Source organism: Thermus sp. KWY1 (assembly GCF_057547025.1).
Map to the genome: position 1 here is coordinate 35,549 of NZ_BAAJPG010000029.1, position 20,233 is coordinate 55,781.

The window sequence follows — 20,233 nt, forward strand, 5'->3', positions numbered from 1 at the left end:
CGGATGCTGGGGAGAAAGCAGGCGGGGACCCTCACCTACCTGGGGCCCGACACCGAGGTCCTGGGGGATCTGAGGGCCAAGGGCCAGGTGCGCATCGACGGCCTGGTCAAAGGCTCGGTCTACGTGGAAGGAGAGCTGGAGGTGGGCCGCACGGGCCGGGTGGAAGGGGAAAGGGTGGAGGCAGGGAGCGTCCAGATCCACGGGGAGGTGAAGGCGGACCTGGTGGCTCAGAAGGTGAGCCTTTCCAAGACGGCCCGCTTCACCGGCACGGTGCGGGCCCAGGCCCTGGACGTGGAGGCGGGAGCGGTCTTCATCGGCCAGAGCCTGGCGGGGGAGACCAGGGCCCTCGAGGCTCCCAAGGAGGCATAAGCGTGGCCCTGGAGCGGCTTTTCCGAAGAAAAAGGCCCAGCGGGGGGAACCGGGACGTCCCCGAGCTTTGGACCAAGTGCGAGGCCTGCGGGGCCCAGCTCTACAAGAAGGAGTTCCGGGAAAACCTCTACGTCTGCCCCAAGTGCGGCCACCATCACCGGGTGCCCGCTTCCGAAAGGGTGGAGATGCTGGCGGATGCCGGCACCTTCCAGGAGATCACCGGGCTTAGGCCCCTGGATCCCTTAGGCTTCGTGGACACCAAGCCCTATGCGGAAAGGCTCAGGGCCTACCAGGAGGAAACCGGTCGCAAGGACGCCATCCTGGGGGGCACCTGCACCATCGGCGGGGTGCCTGCGGTCCTTCTGGTGATGGACTACGCCTTCGCCGGGGGGTCCATGGGGAGCGTGGTGGGGGAGGAGATCGCCCGGGGGGCGGAACGGGCGGCGGCGGAGGGCCGGGCCCTGGTGATCGTGGCCGCCTCGGGCGGGGCCAGGATGCAGGAGGCGGCCCTTTCTCTCATGCAGATGGCCAAGACGGTGATGAGCCTGGACCGCCTCTGGGAGAAGCGCCTTCCCTATGTTTCCATCCTCACCGATCCCACCACCGGGGGAGTCACCGCCAGCTTCGCCGCCTTGGCCGACGTGATCTTCGCCGAGCCCGGGGCCCTCATTGGGTTTGCCGGGCCCAGGGTCATCCGCCAGACCATCCGCCAGGAGCTGCCCGAGGGCTTCCAGCGCTCGGAGTTTTTGCTGAAGCACGGGATGGTGGACCGGGTTACCGATCGCAGGAAGCTCAAGGGCGAGCTGGTCCGGGCCCTTCGTCATCTGCACCCTGGAGTTCCCTATGCCGTTGGAGTTTGAAAAGCCCATCCTGGAGCTGGAAAAACGCATCGCCGAGCTAAGGGAGACGGCCCGCACCACGGGGGTGGACCTCGAGGCGGAGATCCACCTGCTGGAGGAGCGGCTTTCCAGGCTTAAGAAGGAGGTCTACGGCGGCCTCACCGCCTGGCAGAGGGTGCAGCTGGCCCGGGCCCCGGGCCGCCCCACCACCCTGGACGTCCTGGAGAAGGCCTTCCAGGACTTTTTGGAGCTCCATGGGGACCGGGCCTTCGCCGACGATCCCGCCATCGTGGGGGGGCTCGCCTACTTGGAGGGGCAGAAGGTGGTGGTGGTGGGCCACCAGAAGGGGCGGGACACCAAGGAAAACCTCCACCGTAACTTCGGCATGCCCCACCCCGAGGGGTACCGCAAGGCCATGCGCCTCATGGACCTGGCGGACCGGTTCGGCTATCCCTTCCTCTCCTTCATCGACACCCCGGGGGCCTACCCGGGGGTTTCCGCGGAGGAGCGGGGCCAGGCCTGGGTCATCGCCCAGAGCATCCAGCGCATGAGCCGCCTACGGGTCCCCGCCATCGCCCTCATCCTGGGGGAGGGGGGTAGCGGGGGGGCCTTGGCCATCGGGGTGGCCAACCGGGTCCTCATCATGGAAAACGCCTGGTACTCGGTGATCAGCCCGGAGTCCTGCGCCGCCATCCTCTGGCGGGATGCCAAGGAGGCCCCCAAGGCCGCCGAGGCCTTGAAGCTCACCGCAAGGGACCTCCTGGCCCAGAAGGTGGTGGACGCCATCGTCCCCGAGCCCGAGGGCGGGGCCCACAAGGACCCCGACCAGGCCATCCGCAACATCAAGGAAGCCCTTCTGAAGACCCTCGAGGAGCTCAAAGGGCTTTCCCCGGAGGAGCTCTACCGGGACCGTTACCGCCGCTTCCGCACCCTTGGGGCCTACGCCGAGTCTTAAGGGGCCTTGTCCCTTTTCCCTCAGGATTTTCACAGGGAGGCTTTAGCCTGAGGGCGGAGGTGAGGATTATGCGGAAGCTCCTTTTGGCCATCCTGGGTTTTGGGGCGGCGTTGGCCCAGCAGATAAGCCCCCAGGGGATCATTGTGAATCCCGCGCCCACCGACCTTCAGGTGAAGGTCTGGGTGGACAAGGACCCCGGGAAACGGGGAGGTGCGGTTTACCAGATCGGTGAGCCCATCTTCATCTACGTGAACGTGAACCAGGATGCCTACGTCTACCTTTTCAACATCAACGCCGACGGCAAGATCGACCCCATCCTGCCCAACGCCTTCGAACGGAACAACTTCCTCCGGGCCGGGGAAACCCGGCGCTTTCCCCCGGAAGGGGCCCGCTACCGCTACACGGTGACGGGTCCCGAGGGTGAGGACCGCATCCTGGCGGTGGCCAGCAAGCGCCCCCTTTCCCTGGGGGAGATCCTGGATGTGGAGCGCAATCAGGTGCGGGTCCAGGGGGCGGAGGGCTTAGCCCGGGCGCTTTCCATCGTGATTGAGCCCATCCCCGACAAGGACTGGGTCACGGACGTGGCCCGCTACTTCGTGGGCCGGGTCACAGCTCCCCCGCCCACCCCGGCCACGGCCACCCTGGTGGTGGACTCGAGGCCCCAAGGGGCGGACGTCTACCTGGACGGCCGCCTGCAGGGGCGCACCCCCCTTACCCTCTCGGTGAATCCCGGGCGGCACGAGGTGGAGTTCCGGCTTGCCGGCTACCAGAGCTACCGGGTAACCGTGAACCCCAAGCCGGGGGAAAGGGTGCAGGTCTTCGCCCAGCTGGTGCCCGAGGTTCGGCAGGGGACGCTCGCCGTCACCTCCAACCCCTCGGGGGCCGAGGTCTACCTGGACGGCGCTCTCCGGGGCCGGACGCCCCTCTCCTTGAGCCTTCCCGAGGGCCGCTACGGGGTGGAGCTCCGGCTTGCGGGCTACGAGCCCTACCGGGCCACGGTGCAGGTGCGGAGGGGGGAGACCACGAGGCTGGACGTGCGCCTCACCCCCCTGCCCCGCACCGGCACCCTCCTCCTGGAGACAAGCCCGGCGGGGGCCGAGGTCTACCTGGAGGGCCGCCTCCAGGGCCGCACCCCCCTGCGCCTCACCCTGGAGGAGGGGACCTACCGGGTGGAGTACCGCCTCCCGGGCTACGAGCCCTACCAGGCCACGGTGCGGGTGGAGCGGGGCCGGGAGACCCGGCTGGCTGCCACCTTGAGGCCCATCCGCACCGGGGAGCTGGTCCTCGAGGCCAGGCCCGAGGGGGCGGAGGTCTATCTGGACGGGCGTCTGGCGGGCCGCGCTCCCTTGAGGGTGAGCCTCGAGGCCGGCCTGCACGAGGTGCGGGTCCTGGCCCCCGGCTACGGGGAGTACCGGGCCCAGGTGGAGGTGCGCCCCGGGGAAAGCGTCAGGCTTTATGTGGAACTCGTTCCGGTGCGGGCGGTGTTGGAGCTTTACCTGAACGTGGAGGCCCGGGTCTTCCTGGATGGGAAGGAAGTGGGGGTGGCCAAGGGCGGTTACCTGCGCCTCGAGGCGCCCTTCGGCGAGCATGAACTTACCTTGGTGGCCCCTGGGTACCGCACCCTGGTGGAGACAGTACGCATCACCGGGAACCAGGTGCTGAGGTTTACCCTTAGGCCCCTCTGATGCCACCCCACCCCGGCGTCGCCGGGGTGGGGGCCCCGGCAAAACCTTTAGCATAGGGGCGTGGAGGCCATTGTTCTGGGAGGCGGCGAGGAGGCGTGGGCCCGAAAGTATGGGGTGCGGAGCAAGGCCCTGGTGCCCTACCGGGGAAGGCCCATGGCGGAGTGGGTGCTTTCCGCCTTGAAGGAGGCGGGGCTTTCCGTGGTCTACGTGGGGGAGAACCCGGGGCTAAACCCCTCTCCTCGCTTGACCTTGCCGGACAGGGGAAGCCTGCTTGGGAACCTGGAGGCAGCCTTAGAGCAGGTGGAGGGACGGGTCCTGGTGGCCACCGCCGACATCCCCCACCTCACCCCGGAGGCGGTGCGATATGTGCTGGAAAGGGCCCCGGAGGCTGCCCTCGTCTACCCCATCGTGCCGAAGGAGGCGGTGGAGGCCCGTTTTCCCCACACCCGGCGCACCTACGCCCGCCTGCGGGAGGGGGTTTTCACCGGGGGGAACCTGGTGCTTCTGGATAAGGGGCTTTTCTACCAGGCCCTGCCCCTGGCCAAAAAGGTGGTGGCCTTAAGGAAGAAACCCTTGGCCCTGGCCCGGCTCATCGGCCTGGACATCCTCATCAAGCTTCTTCTGGGGAGGCTTTCTCTCACGGAGCTGGAGGCGAGGGCGGGGAGGATTCTCGGGGTGGAGGCCAAGGCCCTCATCACCCCTTACCCCGAGGTGGGGGTGGACGTGGACCGGGAGGAGGAACTGGTAAGCTAAGCCCATGCGCACGGTGAAGGAACTCCGCCTGGCCGGGCTTTTCGCCTATCTGGCCGCCTTGGTGCTGGGCCTTCTCTTCTCCTACCTCCTGCACTCCCTCCTCGGGGGTGGGGGCAGGCTGGGGTGGGAGAGCTTTAACTTTACCGGCCTCCTGGAGGGGCTGGGGTTTCTCCTCTTCTTCACCTTTGCCCTCTACGTGGCCAAGAAGGCGGTGCGGGTGCCCTGCACCACCCTGCTCACCGCCGGGCTTCTCTGGCCCACCCCGGCCCGCCGCCTGGCGAGGCCCCTGCCCCGGGTGGAGGCCCTCGAGGCCTACGAGGGCCGGGGGGTGGCCCTGTTGGTGCAGGAAGGGCGCCCGGTGGGGCTTTTGGGCCTTTCCGACCACATCCTCCCTTTGGAGGAGGTCCCCAGCGTGGAGGCTGAGGTGGCGGTCAGCGAGCTCTCCCCCCTCTTCCTGCGGCAACCCCTGGTCCTGGTGGTGAAGGGGGAAGAGGTGGTGGGGGCCATCTCCCGGGAGGCCTTCTTCCGCTACTTGGGGGCCTAGCCCCTTGACAGGAGGGTTTCTCCCCTAAAATAGGGGGGAGGGTGGCTTAGGAGGTGAAGGATGCCGCACGTGATCTGTGAACCCTGCATCGGCGTAAAGGACCAGTCCTGCGTGGAGGTCTGCCCCGTGGAGTGCATCTACGACGGGGGGGATCAGTTCTACATCCACCCCGAGGAGTGCATCGACTGCGGGGCCTGCGTACCCGCCTGCCCGGTGAACGCCATCTTCCCCGAGGAGGATGTTCCCGAGCAGTGGAAGTCCTACATCGAGAAGAACCGCAAGCTGGCCGGTTTGGGCTAGGAGCTTTGGCCCAGAGCGGGCTTAGAGAAAAGAGGGGGTGTGGGGGAGCTATAATCCCCCGGTTTCCAAGATAGCCCTCAAGATACGCTAACGCGTGACACAGGCTGACCAAACCGGGGATACATGGACTCCCCTACCCCCTACGTCCACCACAGGTGGACACGGATTTGGTACAATGTTCTTGGGGACAAAGTTCCCCGTGGACCTTGAAACTTGGAGTAGGGGGTTCCATCGGGTAGTCCGATGGGTAAAACTCCAAACGAACACCCGTGGCAGAGCCAGAAGCATTGCGCTCGCCTGCCGATACGGAGTCAAGGTCTTTCTGGGCCCGGACGGGGCCTTCGGGGGAAACCCCGAGAAGCCCCGGACTTTAGTCTGGGGAGTCCTCACGATTCGGGTGCACCCCACCTGGGCTCTCGCCCGGGTGGGGTGATGGGTTATAGTTCCCGCACGTACCAGCTCAGGGTGGGGCCCCCATCCTTCACGTGGCGGAAACCCTGGGCTTGGAAAAAGGCCCTGGCCCGGGCGTTGTTGCCGTAGACCACCGCATAAAGCCGCTCGGCCCCCGTCAGGTGGTTTAGGAGGTGCTCCAGGGCCCTTCGTCCCAGGCCCTGCCCCTGGCGGTCTTCCCGGATGAGGAGGAGGCTTAGGGTGGCGTCCTCGGGCTCGGGGTAGCGCAGCTTGTAGTCCAGGTACCCTACCGCCTCCTCCTCCAGGTAGAGGAGGAAGGCCCGGCGGCGCTCGTCCTTCTCCAGGGTGGAAAGGTCCCGGGCCACGTCCTCGAGGGCCGGGGGTTCCATACCGATCAGGGCGAAGTACCCGGGGCTTCGCAGGAAGAGCTGATGCAGGAGGGGAGCGTCCTCTGGAAGCACTGGACGTAGGCTCAGGTTAAGGGTCCGCATCCCTCCCATGCTACCGGCTGGGGTCTGAGAAAGGGGTGATAGCTTCCCCAAAAGGAAGCCGCCGTGGGTCTTCCCCACGGCGGTCCGGGTTGCCCTTTACCTGCGGGCCGGCTCCACCACGGTGACGTTCACCGCCTGGGGGCCCTTGCCGTTCTTGCCCGGCTCCACGTCAAAGGTGACGATGTCGCCCTCGTTCAGGGTGCGGAACCCCTTGGCGTTGATGGCGCTGAAGTGGACGAACACATCGGTGTCGCCCTCGCGCTCAATGAAGCCGTAGCCCTTCTCCGCGTTGAACCACTTGACCCGACCCTTCTGCATACTGCTCCTTCGCTTCCGAGCCCTTGGGCTCGTATCCGGGGCCTTAGGGGTTGCTTTAGACCCGAGGGGCCACCCTATAGCGACCCGGAATGCCTCACTATACCACGAAGGACCTACTTGCGGAAGAACCCCCGTAGCCTTTCAAAGAAGCCTTCGGGAGCCACTTCCTCCCCCACCTCCTTGGCGTAGGCCCTGAGGAGTTCCTTGGCCTTGGGGCTAAGGTTTTTGGGCACGGAAAGCTCCACCACCACCCTTAAGGCTCCCCGGCCCCCAGGGTAGGGAAGGCCTTCTCCGGGAAGCTCAAACACCTCCCCGTGCCCGGTGCCCGGGGGAATCTCCAAGGGGATGGGGCCCGAAAGCCCGGGCACCTCCACCCGGGTACCCAGGGCTGCCTGGGCCAAGCCGATCTTCAAGCGGTAGACCAGGTGGGGGCCTTCCCGCTCCAGGTGGGGGTGGGGGCGGATCTTCAAGCGCACGTACAGGTCCCCGGGACCCCCGGGGGCCAGGTTGCCGTAACCCGGTACCCGAAGCAGGCGGTTCTCGTCCATGCCCGGGGGGATGCGTACCCGTACCCTTTCCTCCCTGGCCACCCGGCCCCGGCCCCGGCATACCGGGCAGGCCTCCGCCAGGAGATGGCCTTGCCCCTTGCAGTGGGGGCAGGTGGAGCGGGTCAGGAACCCGCCAAAAAGACCCTGACGATAGGTTTCCACCACCCCCCTACCCCCGCAGGTGGGGCAGACCACCCTCCTGCCCCCTTGGCCTTGGCAGGCTTCGCAGGGCACCAAGCGGGCGTAGGCGACCTCCACCTCCTTGCCGGTGAGGAGGTCTTCCAGGTCCACTTCCACCTGGGCCTCGAGGTCCTCCCCTCTTGGGGCGGTGCGCCCCGTGCGGAAGCCGAAGACCTGGGCGAAGAGGTCAAAGAGGTCCTCGGTTTGGAGCTCGGGTGCCCCCAAAAGCCCCCGGTCGTACCGGGCCCGCTTTTCGGGGTCGGAGAGAACCGCATAGGCCTCGTTGATCTCCTTGAAGCGCTCCTCCGCCTCCTTGTCCCCGGGGTTGCGGTCGGGGTGGTACTGGAGGGCCAGTTTGCGGTAGGCCTTTTTGATCTCCTCCTGGGTGGCCTCCCGGCCCACCCCCAGGATGGCGTAGTAGTCCTTCATCCAGGTAGCACTTTACAAGGAAAGGGGCCTTGGGCTAAAGTGGGCCTCAATGAGGCTCCTGCGAGCTATCCGGTAGGGGGCCCCTTCCTTCGGGAAGGGCCCCCCCGGTATCGCCGCGGGGGCTTTTCTTATGCCCGCTTCCGGCGGGAGTAGAGGAGGCAAGATGCTGCTTCTGACCCCTGGACCCACCCCCATCCCCGAGCGCGTGCAAAAGGCTCTTCTCCGTCCCATGCGGGGCCATCTGGACCCCGAGGTGCTGGCGGTGAACCGAGCCATACAGGAGAGGCTTGCCCGGCTCTTTGACCCCGGGGAAGGCGCCCTGCTGGCGGCTTTGGCGGGCTCGGGAAGCCTGGGCATGGAGGCCGGCCTCGCCAACCTGGACCGGGGCCCGGTCCTGGTGCTGGTGAACGGGGCCTTCTCCCAGAGGGTGGCGGAGATGGCCCAGGTGCACGGCCTGGAACCCGCGGTTTTGGAGTTCCCTCCGGGCGAGCCCGTGGACCCCGAGGCCGTGGCCCGGGCCCTAAAGGTGAGGCGCTACCGCATGGTGGCCCTGGTCCACGGGGAGACCTCCACCGGGGTGCTGAACCCGGCCCGGGAGATCGGGGCCCTGGCCAAGGAGGCCGGGGCCCTTTTCTTCCTGGATGCCGTCACCACCCTGGGGATGCTTCCCTTCTCCATGCGGGAGATGGGGGTGGACTACGCCTTCACGGGCAGCCAGAAGTGCCTCTCCGCTCCCCCGGGCCTGGCCCCCATTGCCGTGAGCCTCGAGGCCCGCAAGGCCTTCACCGGCAGGCGGGGCTGGTACCTGGACCTTGCCCGGGTGGCGGAGCACTGGGAGCGGGGCGGCTACCACCACACCACCCCGGTCCTCCTGCACTACGCCCTGCTGGAGGCTTTGGACCTGGTCCTGGAGGAGGGGATGGAGGCCCGGGAACAAAGGGCGAAGGAGGTCTACGCCTGGCTGCTTGGGGAGCTAAGGGAACGGGGTTTCCGCCCCTACCCCAAGGCCAGCCCCCTGCCCACGGTCTTGGTGGTGCGCCCCCCTGAGGGGGTGGAGGCCGACCGGCTGGTGAAGGCCCTTTACGCCCAGGGGGTGGCGGTGGCCGGGGGAATCGGGCCCACCCGGGGGCAGGTTTTGCGGCTCGGCCTCATGGGGGAAGGAGCCCGGAGGGAGGCCTACCAGGAGTTCCTGGAAACCCTGGATAGGGTTCTGGCCCTAGCGTAGGAAGAAGTAGGCGTAGACCAAGGCCAGGGCCATGCGGTAATAGGCGAAGGGCTTGAAGCCCTGGCGCTCCACGAAGGCGAGCATCCAGCGCACGGTGAAGAGGGCGGTGACCAAGGCGGCGAGGAAGCCCATCCCAAGAAGGTTCCAGCCCCCCTGGGGCACCGCGGGAGCGCTTTTCAGGAGGTCGTAGCCCACGGCGGCCAGCATGGTGGGAAGGGCCAGGAGGAAGCTGAACTCCGCTGCTGCCTTGCGCCTCAAGCCCAGGAGGAGGCCTCCCAGGATGGTGGCCCCGCTCCGGCTGGTGCCGGGGAAGAGGGCCGCCAGGCCCTGGAAGACCCCGATTAAGGCCACCTGGGCTAGGGGGAGCTCCAGCACATCCCCATAGCGGGCCCGTTCCGCCAGGCGGTCGGCCAGGAGGAGGACCAAGCCCACGAAGAAGAGGAAGAAGACCACGATGCCGTCGTTTCCCAGGATCTTCCCCTTGATGAGGGGGTAGAGGAGGAAGCCCATGGCCGCGGTGGGCAGGAAGGCCACTCCGATCCTGAGCCAGAGGGCCCGGTCCACCGCAAAGCGCCTTCCGTAAAGGAGGAGGATGGCCAGGATGGCCCCCAGCTGGATGGCGATGAGGAAGGTCTTGAGGAAGGGATCCTCTTGGATGGGCAGGCCCAGGAGGTGGAAGAGGAGGGTTAGGTGGCCGGTGGAGGAAACGGGCAGGAACTCCGTGAGCCCCTCCACCACCCCTAAGAGAAGGGCTTCCCAAAGGCTCATGGAGCCCATGCTACCATGGGAATCGTGGGTGCTTCGCTGACAAGCGAACACCGGATGGTTTCCGTCCTGATCCCCGCCGCCGGGAACGGGGAGCGGCTGGGCCTTGGGCCCAAGGCCTTCCTGCGGGTGGGGGGGAAGACCCTCCTGGAGTGGGCCGTGGAGGCCTTCAAGGAGGCGGCGGAGGTCCTGGTGGCCCTGCCCCCCGGAGCTCCTGTCCCCAAGGGGCTTCGCGCCACCTTTTTAGAGGGGGGCAGAACCCGGCAGGAGTCGGTTTCCCGCCTCCTGGAGGCGGCAAGCCTCCCTCTGGTTCTGGTCCACGACGTGGCCCGGCCCTTCGTGAGCCAGAGGCTGATGGGGCGGGTCCTCGAGGCCACCCGCGCCACGGGGGCGGCGGTGCCGGTTCTGCCCCTGCCGGATACCCTCATGCGGCCGGAAGGGGAGGGGTATGGGGAGGTGGTACCCCGGGAGGCCCTGCGCCTGGTCCAAACCCCCCAGGGCTTCTTCACCGCCCTCTTGCGGGAGGCCCACGCCTACGCCAGGAAGCGGGGGCTTTCCGCCACCGACGACGCCCAGCTGGTGAGGGCCCTGGGCTATCCCGTGGCCCTGGTGGAGGGGGAGAGGGCCGCCTTCAAGATCACCTACCCCGAGGACCTGCCCCTGGCGGAGGCTTTGGCGAGGGTATGGAGCGCCTAGCGGTGGCTAAGGTGAACCTGGGCCTCTCCCTCCTGGGGAGGAGGCCGGATGGCTACCACGAGCTCCACACCCTCTTCGCCAGCCTATCCTTCGGGGACCGGCTTTTCCTGGAGCCCATCCCCGAGGGGATCGAGTTCCGCGGGCGGTACGGGAAAAGGAACCTGGCCTACCGGGCGGCGGCGGCCTATCTGGAAAGGGCGGGCTGGCCCGGGGGGGTGCGGATCCTCCTGGAAAAGAGGCTCCCCGAGGGGGCGGGTCTTGGCGGGGGGAGTTCGGATGCCGCCCAGGTGCTTCTGGGCCTGAAGGAGCTCTACCCGGCGGAGGTGGACCTATCCTCCTTGGCCCTTTCCCTGGGGGCCGATGTGCCCTTCTTCCTCCAGGGAGGGGTGGCGGAGGCCCGGGGGGTGGGGGAGAGGCTCAGGCCCCTTTCCCTTTCCCCCTTGCCGGTGGTGGTCTTCTCCTTGGGCCTGCGCCTTCCCACCCCCAGGGTGTATGGGGAGGTGAAGCCTCACGATTTCGGGCCCGAGCTTCCGGTTTCGGAGATCCTCGAGGCCCTGGAGAAAGGGGAGGAGCCACCCTATTGGAATAGCCTCGAGGGCCCTGCCTTCCGCCTTCATCCGGAGCTGAAGGAGGTGAAGGCCCGGCTTAAGGCCTTGGGTTTGAGGGGCGTTTTAATGTCCGGCTCGGGGAGCGCCTTCTTCGGCCTGGCGGAGGACGAGGCCCAGGCCAAGAAGGTGGTGGAGGCCCTGCGGCATGCCGGTTATGCCCGGCACGGAATTCTGGGGGGAGGGTATGGAGTTATTTAGGGAGCTTTTTGGTTGTTGCCCGGATGCCTTGGAGGAGATCAAGTCCTTGCCCCTCCGCTGGGACGAGGAGCGGTTCAGTTTCTGGCTTAAGCAGGATTTCCCCTTCGTGGAAGCCCTGTACCGCTTTCAGGTGGGGCTTCTTAAGGAGGCCCCCCATCCCCACCGGGCTCCTTTGGTCCAGGCCCTCATGGCCACGGTGGAGGAGCTGGACTGGCTTCTTTCCCAGGGGGCGGATCCCAGGGAACCGGTTCACCCGGTGCGGCAGGAGTACATCGCCCTGCTCCAGGAGATGGAGGGGTTTCCCTACCCTTACCGCCTGGTATTCTTCTACTTCCTGAACCGCCTATTCCTGGAGGCCTGGAACGCCCACGTGGAGGGGGATGGACCCTGGCAGGAGCTTGCCGAGCACTGGTCGGCCCCCGAGTTCCAGGCGGTGCTCTTCGACCTGGAGGTCATGGCCCAGGGCCAGGTGGAGGGGCTGGATCCGGGGGTCCTGGAGCATTACCTGGCCCGCATCCTAGAGATGGAGAAGAAAACCTGGAGCCTGCTGCTTTAAGCCCGTTCTTGGCGGTTGAGGAATCCGGGGTGGGATGGAAAAAGACCCCGGAACCCCGGGGCCTTGGTTAGCCCAAGGGCCTTCAGTTCAGTTCTTCGCCCCAGGCCTCTTCGAAGAGACGCTTGGCCTCCTGCACGGTGATCTCCAGGGTCTGGGAAACCTCCTCCGCCAGGAGGTAGATGGCCCGCCTGAGGGCCTGGCGGTCCAGGTCCGGTAGGCCCCGTTCCAGCTCCCAGGCCCTGAGCTGCCCGGCCATCTGGGCGATGCGGTAGGGGTTTCCATCCGCCAGGATCTCGCTGGTCTTGCGGTGCCGGGCGGCCCACTGTTTGGGCAGGGGCATGCGTCCGTTCTTCAGGAGGTCAAGGATGACCGGCACCTCCTCCGGGGCAAGGGCCTTGCGCATGCCCACGCTTTGGGGAGCCTCCACGGGTACGTAGGCCTTGGAGCGGGAACCGGGAAAGTCCACCTGGTAGTAGGCCCGGCTGATGCCGCTCACGCTTCGCTGGGCTATGCCCGCCACCACGCCGACCCCGTAAGGGGGCAAGACCACCTTGTCGCCGGGACGGAACTCTTTCACGGCGCGACTCCTTTCCGGAGCACCTCCATGAGGTGCTCCAAATAAGCCTCCACCTCCAGCTGGGGGGTGCACCCCAAGGCCGCGATCACGTGGGCGGTGGCCCTGGGGGAAAGCTCGGGGCGCACGGCCCCTTCTTCCTGGCCGCTTCGCACCAGCTCCTCCAGGAGGTCCAGGTAGTGCTGGTGGAGCCCCTTGAGCCAGGGGGTGGGGTCCTCCATGGCCTCCCGGGCTACCGCCGCCCACAGGCCCCGCCACTCGGCGATCCAGGCCAGACGCTTCTTCAGGAGGCCCTCGAGGCGCACAAAAAAGGGCGCCTTTTGGCGCACCACCTCCTCCACCTCCCGGTAAAAGGCCCAGGTGCGTTCCTCCACCAGGTTTTTCAGGAGGTCCTTCTTGTCGCGGAAGTAGAGGTAGATGGTACCCTTACCCACCTCCGCCCGCCGGGCCACCTCCTCCATTTTGAGCCCGGAAAGCCCCATCTCCCGGAGGATCTCCAAGGTGGCCTCGAGGATGGCCCTCTTTTTATCCTTGGAGAGCGCCCCCGGGGGGGATACCATCGCGGCCACGCCCTTAAGTCTACCACATCACCCTTTTCCTTTCATGAGGAGGGGATTACCCTAAAGGTATAGGAGGTCAGGTATGCGTCAGGGCTTTTTCGCCTTGCTGACCGCCGATCCCCTTCGGGGGGCCTTGCGCCCGGTGGAGGCCAGGCTCCTGGAGGAGGCCAGGGGGGAGGCCCTTTTTCTCGTGCCCTATCCTTTGCGGGACCTGGCGGAGGCCTGGCGGCTCGCTTACCGGAGCCTGGGTCTGAGGCGGGGAAGGGTCCTCTACCTCAGGCGGCGGGAGGAGGCCTTTGACCCCGAGATAGCCCAGGCGGTGGCGGCGAGCCCCCTGGTGCTTCTGGCCGCCGAGGGGCTACCGGAGTTTTTGGATCTCATCCGGGGAAGTCTCCTTCTCCAGGCCCTTTTGGAGGTCCACCGCCAGGGGGGTGGGGTGGTGGCCTTGGGGGAGGCGGCGGGCCTTCTGGGGGAGGCTGCCTTTTACTCCCTGGAGGGGGAGGTTAAGGCTGCCTTGGGCCTGGCCCTCTTGAGGGGGCTGGTCTTCCTCCCCCGGGTGGAGGAAAGGGGGCGGTTCCTGGCTCTCTCGCGCCTGGTGGCCGACAATCCCGACCTGGTGGGCTTAGGCCTTCTGGAGAACACCGCTCTTCGCCTCCTAAAGGGCCTGGGGGAGGTCTGGATGGGAGGGGTAACCCTGGTGGACGCCGGGGGGGCGGAGTACACGGGCCGGGGGGTGAAGGGGCTCAAGGTGGACGTCCTCTCGGCGGGGGAGCGCTTCCCCCTGCCCGCCCTTTAAGGAGGGCGGGGTCCCCTCCTCCGGTAACATGGCCCTATGCCCTCGGGGCGGGTGCACGAGGCCATAAACCTGACGGTCTTAGGCGGGGGAGCGGTGGTCTTCCTGGCCGCCGGGGGCTCCCCGGAGGACCCCCGGGGCTTGGCCTTCACCCTGGCTTATCTGGCGGGCACCTTCCTCCTTTCCCCTGATCTGGACCTGGCGGAGAAGGGCACGCGGTCCCAGCGCCGCTGGGGCCTTTTGGGTTTTTTCTGGCGTCCTTACGGCTGGCTTTTCCGCCACCGGGGGCTTTCCCATACCTGGGTGCTGGGGCCCTTGACCCGCCTGGGTTACCTGGCGGGGCTTCTTTTGGCCTTGGGGTACCTGGCCCAGGGGCTTGCCAAATACCTGGGGATGGGGTTTTCCTTTAAGCTTCCCTCCTGGCCCTGGGAGGTCTGGGGTTTGGCCCTTTTGGGCTACTACCTTTCCCAGTGGCTCCACCTGGTGGCGGACGGCATCTGGCCCGACCACGACCTTAAGCGCTTGCGGCGGCCAAGGTGAGGTGGTTTACATACCCATCCCCGCTAGGGTAAACAATGGAAGCATGCTAAGGCGATGGATGGGGTTCCTTCTGCTTTTGGGTGTGGTCCTTGCGGTGCAGCCGGGCCAGCGCCTGCCCGAGTTCGCCCTTCTGGATCCCAAGGGTAACCTCGTCACCCCCGCCACCATGAAGAAGCCTGCGGTCATCGTCTTCTGGGCCAGCTGGTGCCCCGTGTGCAAGGCGGAGTTCCCGGGGCTTCACCGGGTGGCGGAGGAAACCCGGGTGCCCTTCTACGTGATCAGCCGGGAGCCCAAGGACACCAAGGAGGTGGTGCTGGAGTACATGAAGGCCTTTCCCCGGTTCATTCCCTTGCTGGCCTCGGATAGGGACAAGCCCCACGAGGTGGCCAACCGCTTCAAGGTCCTGGGCCAGCCCTGGACCTTCGTGGTGGATGCCGAGGGCAAGGTGGTGGCCCTATTCGCTGGGCGGGCCGGGCGGGAGGCCTTGCTGGATGCCCTCCTCCTGGCCGGGGTGGAGTTGCCATAGCTCTGCCCGGCGCACCTCACCCTGGGGGCTGAGGCGCAGGAGGAAATCGGCCTCGAGGAGCCCAGGGTCCCCCCACTCCGCCAGGAGGAGGCGGGCTTCCTCCCGGGCCGCCTCCAGCTGGGGCAGAAGGGCTCTTTGGTCCTTCAGGCGGTAGAGGTCGGCGTGGACCAAGGGGCCTTCCGGGGTGGGGTAGGTGTGGATGAGGGTGTAGCTGGGGCTGGTCACCCTTCCCTTAAAGCCCAAGGCCTCGGCCAGAAAGCGGACGAAGGTGGTCTTGCCCGCACCCAAGGGACCCTCCAGGACCACCAGGGCCCCCGGGGGGAAAAGGGCCAGGGCTTCCCGGGCCAGGGCCTGGGTGTCCTCGAGGGTCTTGAGGGTGCGCTCTAGGAGAAGCCGCATAAAGGAAAAAGGCCCCGCAGGGCCTCTTTGGTGCCGGGAGCGGGACTTGAACCCGCACGCCCTTGCGGGCACCACCCCCTCAAGATGGCGTGTCTACCAGTTCCACCATCCCGGCAGGGTGCGCCTTACGCGCAAGCCTTAGTTTAGCAAAAGCCTCCTCCTTGTCAAGGTTTGCCGGGGTTTGGGACATTTGTCCCTTCCCCTTTCCGCTAGTGTACCCATGAGAAGACCTTGCTAAAGGGTAGGCACGGGTAGGGCCCATTCGCTTATGAAAAAACCCACGCCCCTTGATTGACCCCTTGCCCCTTTGCCCGTAGCCTTGGCCCTTAAGACCGGAGGTGGCATGCGGCGGCGCAACCGATGGGTAAAAACCTTCTTCTGGGGAACGGTTCTAGGGGTGTTCGCGCTACTGGTGGTGGTGTTTTCCGGGGTGGCGGTGGGGGCCTTTGAGTACCGCACCCTGCCCGTGGAGCAACCCGTGCCCTTCAGCCATGCCTTCCACGCCGGAGGGTTGGGGCTTTCCTGCCGCTACTGCCATTCCAGCGTGGAGCGGGCGGCCTACGCGGGCCTGCCCCCCACGGAGGCCTGTATGACCTGCCACACCTTTATCAAGCCCGATAGCCCCAACCTGGCCCTGGTGCGGCGAAGCTGGGAAACCGGGGAGCCCCTGCGCTGGAACCGGGTCATCAACCTGCCCGACTTCGTCTACTTCAACCACGGGGCCCACGTGGCCAAGGGGGTGGGGTGCGCCGAGTGCCACGGACGGGTGGACCAGATGGCGGTGGTCCGCCAGCCCCAGGCCTTCACCATGAAGTTCTGCCTGGACTGCCACCGCCAGCCCGAGGCCCGCCTCAGGCCCCGGGAGCAGGTTTTCAACATGGCCTACACCCCGGATCCCGAACTGGGCAAGAAGCTGAAGGAGATCTACCAGGTGCGTTCGGCGGAGGCCCTTACCAGCTGCAACACCTGTCACCGCTAGGAGGCTTCATGAGGGAACGGCGCGGTTATGAAGAAGCTTTGGAGCGGGAGCTCTTCCGTGAGGAGTTTCCCTTTGGCCCTGTGACCCGGCGGGGGTTCTTGGCTTTGGGGCTTTTGTCCCTTGCGGCCTGTACCCCGGTGGTGCGGCGGAAGGGGGTACCCTACGTGCGCCAGCCGGAATGGGTGGTGGAGGGGGGAGAGGCGGAGTTCGTCACCGCCATCGCCCATGCTGGCTTTGCCGAGCCGGTGCGGGTAAAGGTCTACCAGGAAAGGCCCCTCTTCATGGCGCCTTTGGAGAGGGCCATGAGCCCCTACCCCCTGGCGGGCCTTTACGCCCTATACGACCCGGCCCGCCAGGGCAAGGCCCCGGACTGGGAGGGGTTTTACGCCGCCTGGCGGCGGGCTTTGGCGGAGGGGGAAACCCTTCTGGTTCTTCCCCGCACCACCTCCCCCAGGCTCGAGGGCCTGTTGGAAAAAGCCCAGGCCCGCTTCCCCAACCTCCGGGTGGCCCGGTTTGAGGCCTGGAGCCTGGAGAACATCTACCTGGGGGCGGAGGTGGCCTTTGGGCAAAGGGCCTGGCCCGTCTACGCCCCGGAGAAGGTGGAAACCGTACTCCTCCTGGACGTGGAGGCGCACGAGCACCCGGCGGGATACCTCTGGTGGGAGGCCTTAAGCCGCAGGCGCATTCCGCCCATGAACCGCATCTATGCGGTGGAAAGCGGGGCCAGCCTTCTGGGGAGCATGGCCGACCACCGCCTGGCCTTAAAGCCCAGCCAGGTGGAGGCGTTTATCCTGGCCCTGGCCCAGACCCTGGGGGTGGTGCCGGGAAGTCCAGCCTCGGACTACGGAGGGTTCCTTCCCATCCTGGCGGAGGACCTGCAACGGGGTGGGGTGGTCCTGGCCGGGCCCCAGCTCTCCCCGGGGGCTCAGGCCCTGGTCATGGCCATCAACCAGGTCCTTAAGGCCCCGGTGCGCTACGTGGAGCCCCCGGAGAAGGAGGCGGCCACGCCCAAAGCCTTCCAGCAGGCCGAGGAGGCCGAGCGCCTGGTGTGGGCGGCGGAGGGTCCCTTGCCCAGCCTTTCGGGCAAGGCCTTTTCTGCGGCGCTTTCCCTCTACCCCAACAAGGCGGCCTCCTGGAGCCTTCCCTTGGCCCATCCCCTCGAGGCCTCGGGCCAGCACCGGGATGCCGAGGGCCGGCTCTGGTCCAGCCAGGCCCTCATCCAGCCCCTGTGGGGTGGGAAAACCCTGGAGGAGGTGCTGGCGGGGCTTCTGGGGGAGGAGCTTCCCGCCCTTTCCCCCGAGGAGAAGCAGGCCCTGGTGGAGGGAAGGCCCTTGGCGGAGGCCAAGGAGGTGCCCGTGGAGGTGCGCCCCGGTCTGGAAGGCCGCCTTCCCCCTTTGCGGAAGGAGGCTCCTTGGGAGCTTACCCTGCGCCCCGACGCCAGCCTTTACGACGGGCGCTACCGGGACAACCCCTATTTGCAGGAGCTTCCCAGGCCCCTAAGCCGCTTGGTCTGGGACGGGGCCTTGCTCTTAAGCGAGGAGGATGCCGAGGCCCTGGGCCTTCTTGCGGACATCCGGGCCCGGGAGCGGCGGGCGGATCCCAAAAGGCCCCTCCTACGGGTTAAGGCTGGGGAGAAGGAGGCCCTCCTTCCCCTCTGGCCCCTTCCCGGTCCGCCTAAGGGGAGCGGGGTAGCCCCCCTTTCCCACTTCTTCCACCCCGAGGGGGTGGTCTGGCCCGTGGAGGTTTCCCCCACGGGCCGGGACTATCCCCTGGTTTCCACCCAGTACCACGGGTACCTGGGGGAGGTGGAGGCGGTGAAGGTGATGGAGGAGGCCGAGGCCCTCGAGGCCGAGCCGGAAAAGGAGAAGCGGATCTCCTTCTACCCCCCCTGGCCCCAAGGAGAACACGCCTGGGCCATGACCGTGGACCTAAGCCGCTGCCTGGGGTGCGGGCTTTGCACCCTGGCCTGCCAGGTGGAGAACAACATCCCCGTGGTGGGCAAGGAGGAGGTGAAGAAGGGCCGGGAGATGCACTGGATCCGCATCGACCGCTACTTCGCCGAGGAGGGGGTGGTGCACCAGCCCGTGATGTGCCAGCACTGCGAGAAGGCTCCCTGCGAGGCCGTCTGCCCGGTGGCGGCCACGGAGCACTCCAGCGAGGGCCTGAACCTCATGGTCTACAACCGTTGCGTGGGCACCAAGTACTGCTCCGCCAACTGCCCCTACAAGGCCCGGCGCTTCAACTTCTTCCCCTACGGGGAGGCCTTCGTGGGCAAGGGGGACCCCCGCAGGGCCCAGGAAAGCCCCCTGGCCCTCCTCATGAACCCCGAGGTGACGGTGCGGAGCCGCGGGGTGATGGAGAAGTGCACCTACTGCGTGCAGCGCATCGAAAGCACCCGGGCCAAGGCGGCCATGGAGGGGCGGAAGATCCGCACCGGGGAGATCAGGACCGCCTGCCAGGAGGTCTGCCCGGGGAAGGCCATCCACTTCGGGGACCTCCTGGACCCTGAAGACCCCATCCAGGCCCACCGGAAAGAAGGACGGCACTACGCCCTTCTGGAGGAGGCCAACACCTGGCCCCGCACCACCTACCTGGCCCACCTGAAAAACCCCAATCCCAAGCTGAAGGAGGGGAAGCATGGCGCATAAGGAACCCCATCCCGACCACGACCTGATCCAGGGGGAGTGGACGGAGAAGACCTTGGTGGAAAAGCTTCTGGAGCCAGTGGAGAAGCCAGCTCCCAGGCCCTGGAGGGTGGTCTTGGCCGTGGGGGGGGCCTTGACCCTGGCCTGGCTTTATGCCATCTTCGTAACCTTCGTGAAGGGCCTCGGCACCTGGGGCATCAACCAGCCGGTGGCCTGGGGGTTTGACATCGTGCACTTCGTCTGGTGGATCGGCATCGGCCACGCTGGGACCCTGATCAGTGCGATCCTGGTCCTCATGCGCCAGAACTGGCGGGACTCCTTGAACCGGGTCACCGAGGCCATGACCCTGTTTGCCGTGCTGGCGGCGGCCACCTACCCCCTGATCCACATGGGCCGGCCCCAGCTCTTCTACTGGGTCATGCCCTACCCCACCCACATGGCCCTCTGGCCCCAGTACAAGAGCCCCCTTTCCTGGGACGTGCTGGCCATCATGACCTACCTCACCATCTCCACCCTCTTCCTCTACCTGGGCTTGATCCCGGATCTGGCCCTTTTGCGGGAGAGGAGCAAGGGCTGGCGGCGGAAGCTATACGGCTGGCTCTCCCTGGGCTGGACGGGGAATGCCGTCCACTGGCAGCGCTATAGGGCGGTCTATGTGCTCCTGGCGGGCCTGGCTACCCCGGTGGTGATCTCCGTGCACTCGGTGGTGAGCATGGACTTTGCCTACGGCCTGGTGCCGGGCTGGCACCTCACCGTCTTCCCCCCCTTCTTCGCCTCCGGGGCCATCTACTCGGGCTTCGCCATGGCCCTTACCCTGATCATCCCCCTCAGGAAGTGGTACCGGCTGGAGGGGGTGATCACCGACCGCCACCTGGACTGGATGGCCAAGGTGACCCTGGCCTCGGGCCTCGGCGTGGCCTACATCTACCTCCTGGAGATCTTCATCGCCTGGTATGCGGGGGAGCCTGCGGAGTGGGCCCAGCAGCTTTGGCGCATGACCGGCCCCTACGCCCCCTACTACTGGGCCATGATGCTCATCAACGTGGTCCTTCTCCAGACCCTCTGGTTCCCCCGTTTCCGCAAGAACCTCACCTGGCTCTTTATCTTCTCCATCCTGGCCAACGTGGGCATGTGGCTGGAGCGCTTCGTGATCGTCATCATCAGCCTGTCCCACGACTTCTTGCCCGGGAACTTCCACCTTTACTACCCCACCTGGGTGGACTGGACCCTCTTCCTCGGGACCATCGGCTTCTTCCTCTTCGGCCTTGCCCTTTTCATCCGCATCTTCCCCCCCATCGCCGTGGCGGAGATGGTCCACCTGTTCCACCGCCTGAGAAAGCACTAGGA

Annotated in this window: 24 protein-coding genes and 1 tRNA gene; 17 read left to right on the forward strand and 8 right to left on the reverse strand. The window is 66.6% G+C overall.

The annotated features are described in order from the left end of the window. Positions 1-3 precede the first annotated feature (3 nt). The 7 genes from AC27GT_RS08900 to AC27GT_RS08930 all read left to right on the forward strand — a co-directional run bounded on the left by AC27GT_RS08900 (position 4) and on the right by AC27GT_RS08930 (position 5,445). Positions 4-369 (forward strand): bactofilin family protein, encoded by a 366-nt coding sequence (locus AC27GT_RS08900; protein WP_038071230.1) that lies wholly within the window; start codon positions 4-6, stop codon positions 367-369. Positions 370-371: 2 nt separating this feature from the next. Then, positions 372-1,229 (forward strand): acetyl-CoA carboxylase, carboxyltransferase subunit beta, encoded by an 858-nt coding sequence (gene accD, locus AC27GT_RS08905; protein ID WP_370533996.1) that lies wholly within the window; start codon positions 372-374, stop codon positions 1,227-1,229. Continuing rightward, entirely contained in the window at positions 1,213-2,163 is a 951-nt protein-coding gene (locus tag AC27GT_RS08910) for an acetyl-CoA carboxylase carboxyltransferase subunit alpha (RefSeq protein ID WP_370533997.1), read from the forward strand. The genes accD and AC27GT_RS08910 overlap by 17 nt, the downstream gene beginning before the upstream one ends. 68 nt (positions 2,164-2,231) lie before the next feature. Then, positions 2,232-3,848 (forward strand): PEGA domain-containing protein, encoded by a 1,617-nt coding sequence (locus AC27GT_RS08915; RefSeq protein ID WP_370533998.1) that lies wholly within the window; start codon positions 2,232-2,234, stop codon positions 3,846-3,848. 60 nt (positions 3,849-3,908) lie between these two features. Beyond that, entirely contained in the window at positions 3,909-4,601 is a 693-nt protein-coding gene (locus AC27GT_RS08920) for an NTP transferase domain-containing protein (RefSeq protein ID WP_126169690.1), read from the forward strand. A 4-nt stretch (positions 4,602-4,605) separates the two neighbouring features. Next, positions 4,606-5,145, forward strand: a complete 540-nt coding sequence (locus AC27GT_RS08925) for a CBS domain-containing protein (protein WP_126169691.1) — start codon at positions 4,606-4,608, stop codon at positions 5,143-5,145. 60 nt (positions 5,146-5,205) lie between these two features. After that, positions 5,206-5,445 carry a ferredoxin gene (locus AC27GT_RS08930; RefSeq protein WP_015716251.1) on the forward strand — a complete coding sequence of 80 codons (240 nt, stop codon included), beginning with the start codon at positions 5,206-5,208 and terminating at the stop codon, positions 5,443-5,445. A gap of 437 nt (positions 5,446-5,882) precedes the next feature. Here AC27GT_RS08930 and AC27GT_RS08935 read toward each other — a convergent pair whose 3' ends face one another. From AC27GT_RS08935 to AC27GT_RS08945, 3 genes are all read right to left on the reverse strand, one after another. Beyond that, complete coding sequence (locus AC27GT_RS08935) at positions 5,883-6,356, reverse strand: GNAT family N-acetyltransferase (RefSeq protein WP_487223992.1); 474 nt, start codon at positions 6,354-6,356, stop codon at positions 5,883-5,885. 87 nt (positions 6,357-6,443) lie between these two features. Continuing rightward, a complete protein-coding gene (locus tag AC27GT_RS08940) occupies positions 6,444-6,665 on the reverse strand; it encodes a cold-shock protein (protein WP_014516375.1) in 222 nt (73 codons plus the stop codon). Positions 6,666-6,778: 113 nt separating this feature from the next. Beyond that, entirely contained in the window at positions 6,779-7,822 is a 1,044-nt protein-coding gene (locus AC27GT_RS08945) for a DnaJ C-terminal domain-containing protein (protein ID WP_370533716.1), read from the reverse strand. A 163-nt stretch (positions 7,823-7,985) separates the two neighbouring features. Here AC27GT_RS08945 and AC27GT_RS08950 point away from each other — a divergent pair, with 163 nt between their 5' ends. Then, positions 7,986-9,047 (forward strand): alanine--glyoxylate aminotransferase family protein, encoded by a 1,062-nt coding sequence (locus AC27GT_RS08950; RefSeq protein ID WP_370533717.1) that lies wholly within the window; start codon positions 7,986-7,988, stop codon positions 9,045-9,047. Here AC27GT_RS08950 and AC27GT_RS08955 read toward each other — a convergent pair. Beyond that, the gene (locus AC27GT_RS08955) at positions 9,039-9,815 is read right to left on the reverse strand and encodes an undecaprenyl-diphosphate phosphatase (protein WP_487223993.1); all 777 of its coding nucleotides are present in this window, start codon (positions 9,813-9,815) and stop codon (positions 9,039-9,041) included. The genes AC27GT_RS08950 and AC27GT_RS08955 overlap by 9 nt on opposite strands. Positions 9,816-9,869: 54 nt before the next feature. Between AC27GT_RS08955 and ispD the strand changes: the two genes are divergently transcribed. From ispD to AC27GT_RS08970, 3 genes are read left to right on the forward strand one after another with little or no spacing between them, the layout of a single operon-like run. Then, complete coding sequence (gene ispD / locus AC27GT_RS08960) at positions 9,870-10,508, forward strand: 2-C-methyl-D-erythritol 4-phosphate cytidylyltransferase (RefSeq protein ID WP_487223994.1); 639 nt, start codon at positions 9,870-9,872, stop codon at positions 10,506-10,508. Next, complete coding sequence (gene ispE / locus AC27GT_RS08965) at positions 10,496-11,314, forward strand: 4-(cytidine 5'-diphospho)-2-C-methyl-D-erythritol kinase (RefSeq protein ID WP_487223995.1); 819 nt, start codon at positions 10,496-10,498, stop codon at positions 11,312-11,314. Before ispD ends, ispE begins: the two co-directional genes overlap by 13 nt. Continuing rightward, a complete protein-coding gene (locus AC27GT_RS08970; protein ID WP_253269343.1) occupies positions 11,301-11,870 on the forward strand; it encodes a TenA family protein in 570 nt (189 codons plus the stop codon). The genes ispE and AC27GT_RS08970 overlap by 14 nt, the downstream gene beginning before the upstream one ends. Before the next feature lie 82 nt (positions 11,871-11,952). Here the strand turns inward: AC27GT_RS08970 and AC27GT_RS08975 are convergent, their stop codons facing one another. Both AC27GT_RS08975 and AC27GT_RS08980 read right to left on the reverse strand, forming a co-directional pair. Beyond that, positions 11,953-12,447 (reverse strand): CarD family transcriptional regulator, encoded by a 495-nt coding sequence (locus AC27GT_RS08975; protein ID WP_015716260.1) that lies wholly within the window; start codon positions 12,445-12,447, stop codon positions 11,953-11,955. Next, positions 12,444-13,013, reverse strand: a complete 570-nt coding sequence (locus AC27GT_RS08980) for a TetR/AcrR family transcriptional regulator (RefSeq protein ID WP_211209620.1) — start codon at positions 13,011-13,013, stop codon at positions 12,444-12,446. Before AC27GT_RS08980 ends, AC27GT_RS08975 begins: the two co-directional genes overlap by 4 nt. A gap of 73 nt (positions 13,014-13,086) precedes the next feature. Between AC27GT_RS08980 and AC27GT_RS08985 the strand changes: the two genes are divergently transcribed. The 3 genes from AC27GT_RS08985 to AC27GT_RS08995 are packed head-to-tail and all read left to right on the forward strand — an operon-like array spanning position 13,087 to position 14,863. After that, the gene (locus tag AC27GT_RS08985) at positions 13,087-13,800 is read left to right on the forward strand and encodes a type 1 glutamine amidotransferase family protein (RefSeq protein WP_015716262.1); all 714 of its coding nucleotides are present in this window, start codon (positions 13,087-13,089) and stop codon (positions 13,798-13,800) included. Between the two features lie 36 nt (positions 13,801-13,836). Further along, positions 13,837-14,337 carry a metal-binding protein gene (locus AC27GT_RS08990; protein ID WP_487223996.1) on the forward strand — a complete coding sequence of 167 codons (501 nt, stop codon included), beginning with the start codon at positions 13,837-13,839 and terminating at the stop codon, positions 14,335-14,337. A gap of 58 nt (positions 14,338-14,395) precedes the next feature. Further along, positions 14,396-14,863, forward strand: coding sequence for a TlpA family protein disulfide reductase (locus AC27GT_RS08995; RefSeq protein ID WP_487223997.1), 468 nt, complete (start codon positions 14,396-14,398; stop codon positions 14,861-14,863). Here AC27GT_RS08995 and tsaE read toward each other — a convergent pair. Further along, a complete protein-coding gene (gene tsaE / locus AC27GT_RS09000) occupies positions 14,792-15,262 on the reverse strand; it encodes a tRNA (adenosine(37)-N6)-threonylcarbamoyltransferase complex ATPase subunit type 1 TsaE (RefSeq protein ID WP_487223998.1) in 471 nt (156 codons plus the stop codon). The two genes, AC27GT_RS08995 and tsaE, sit on opposite strands and share 72 nt — an antisense overlap. 28 nt (positions 15,263-15,290) lie before the next feature. Further along, positions 15,291-15,377, reverse strand: a tRNA-Leu gene (locus AC27GT_RS09005). Between the two features lie 228 nt (positions 15,378-15,605). Between AC27GT_RS09005 and AC27GT_RS09010 the strand changes: the two genes are divergently transcribed. From AC27GT_RS09010 to nrfD, 3 genes are read left to right on the forward strand one after another with little or no spacing between them, the layout of a single operon-like run. After that, positions 15,606-16,241 (forward strand): cytochrome c3 family protein, encoded by a 636-nt coding sequence (locus AC27GT_RS09010; RefSeq protein ID WP_015716265.1) that lies wholly within the window; start codon positions 15,606-15,608, stop codon positions 16,239-16,241. 8 nt (positions 16,242-16,249) lie between these two features. Next, entirely contained in the window at positions 16,250-18,889 is a 2,640-nt protein-coding gene (locus tag AC27GT_RS09015) for a 4Fe-4S dicluster domain-containing protein (protein WP_487223999.1), read from the forward strand. Next, the gene (nrfD, locus tag AC27GT_RS09020; protein ID WP_487224000.1) at positions 18,879-20,231 is read left to right on the forward strand and encodes an NrfD/PsrC family molybdoenzyme membrane anchor subunit; all 1,353 of its coding nucleotides are present in this window, start codon (positions 18,879-18,881) and stop codon (positions 20,229-20,231) included. The genes AC27GT_RS09015 and nrfD overlap by 11 nt, the downstream gene beginning before the upstream one ends. Positions 20,232-20,233 lie beyond the last annotated feature (2 nt).

Bases quoted from the DNA above. Each gene is read 5' to 3' on its own strand.
- AC27GT_RS08900 (WP_038071230.1), top strand. From the start codon at position 4: ATGCTGGGGAGAAAGCAGGCGGGGACCCTCACCTACCTGGGGCCCGAC.
- AC27GT_RS08910 (WP_370533997.1), top strand. From the start codon at position 1,213: ATGCCGTTGGAGTTTGAAAAGCCCATCCTGGAGCTGGAAAAACGCATC.
- AC27GT_RS08915 (WP_370533998.1), top strand. From the start codon at position 2,232: ATGCGGAAGCTCCTTTTGGCCATCCTGGGTTTTGGGGCGGCGTTGGCC.
- AC27GT_RS08925 (WP_126169691.1), top strand. From the start codon at position 4,606: ATGCGCACGGTGAAGGAACTCCGCCTGGCCGGGCTTTTCGCCTATCTG.
- AC27GT_RS08930 (WP_015716251.1), top strand. From the start codon at position 5,206: ATGCCGCACGTGATCTGTGAACCCTGCATCGGCGTAAAGGACCAGTCC.
- AC27GT_RS08935 (WP_487223992.1), bottom strand. From the start codon at position 6,356: ATGGGAGGGATGCGGACCCTTAACCTGAGCCTACGTCCAGTGCTTCCA.
- AC27GT_RS08940 (WP_014516375.1), bottom strand. From the start codon at position 6,665: ATGCAGAAGGGTCGGGTCAAGTGGTTCAACGCGGAGAAGGGCTACGGC.
- AC27GT_RS08945 (WP_370533716.1), bottom strand. From the start codon at position 7,822: ATGAAGGACTACTACGCCATCCTGGGGGTGGGCCGGGAGGCCACCCAG.
- AC27GT_RS08950 (WP_370533717.1), top strand. From the start codon at position 7,986: ATGCTGCTTCTGACCCCTGGACCCACCCCCATCCCCGAGCGCGTGCAA.
- AC27GT_RS08955 (WP_487223993.1), bottom strand. From the start codon at position 9,815: ATGAGCCTTTGGGAAGCCCTTCTCTTAGGGGTGGTGGAGGGGCTCACG.
- ispD (WP_487223994.1), top strand. From the start codon at position 9,870: ATGGTTTCCGTCCTGATCCCCGCCGCCGGGAACGGGGAGCGGCTGGGC.
- ispE (WP_487223995.1), top strand. From the start codon at position 10,496: ATGGAGCGCCTAGCGGTGGCTAAGGTGAACCTGGGCCTCTCCCTCCTG.
- AC27GT_RS08970 (WP_253269343.1), top strand. From the start codon at position 11,301: ATGGAGTTATTTAGGGAGCTTTTTGGTTGTTGCCCGGATGCCTTGGAG.
- AC27GT_RS08985 (WP_015716262.1), top strand. From the start codon at position 13,087: ATGCGTCAGGGCTTTTTCGCCTTGCTGACCGCCGATCCCCTTCGGGGG.
- AC27GT_RS08990 (WP_487223996.1), top strand. From the start codon at position 13,837: ATGCCCTCGGGGCGGGTGCACGAGGCCATAAACCTGACGGTCTTAGGC.
- AC27GT_RS08995 (WP_487223997.1), top strand. From the start codon at position 14,396: ATGGGGTTCCTTCTGCTTTTGGGTGTGGTCCTTGCGGTGCAGCCGGGC.
- tsaE (WP_487223998.1), bottom strand. From the start codon at position 15,262: ATGCGGCTTCTCCTAGAGCGCACCCTCAAGACCCTCGAGGACACCCAG.
- AC27GT_RS09010 (WP_015716265.1), top strand. From the start codon at position 15,606: ATGCGGCGGCGCAACCGATGGGTAAAAACCTTCTTCTGGGGAACGGTT.
- AC27GT_RS09015 (WP_487223999.1), top strand. From the start codon at position 16,250: ATGAGGGAACGGCGCGGTTATGAAGAAGCTTTGGAGCGGGAGCTCTTC.
- nrfD (WP_487224000.1), top strand. From the start codon at position 18,879: ATGGCGCATAAGGAACCCCATCCCGACCACGACCTGATCCAGGGGGAG.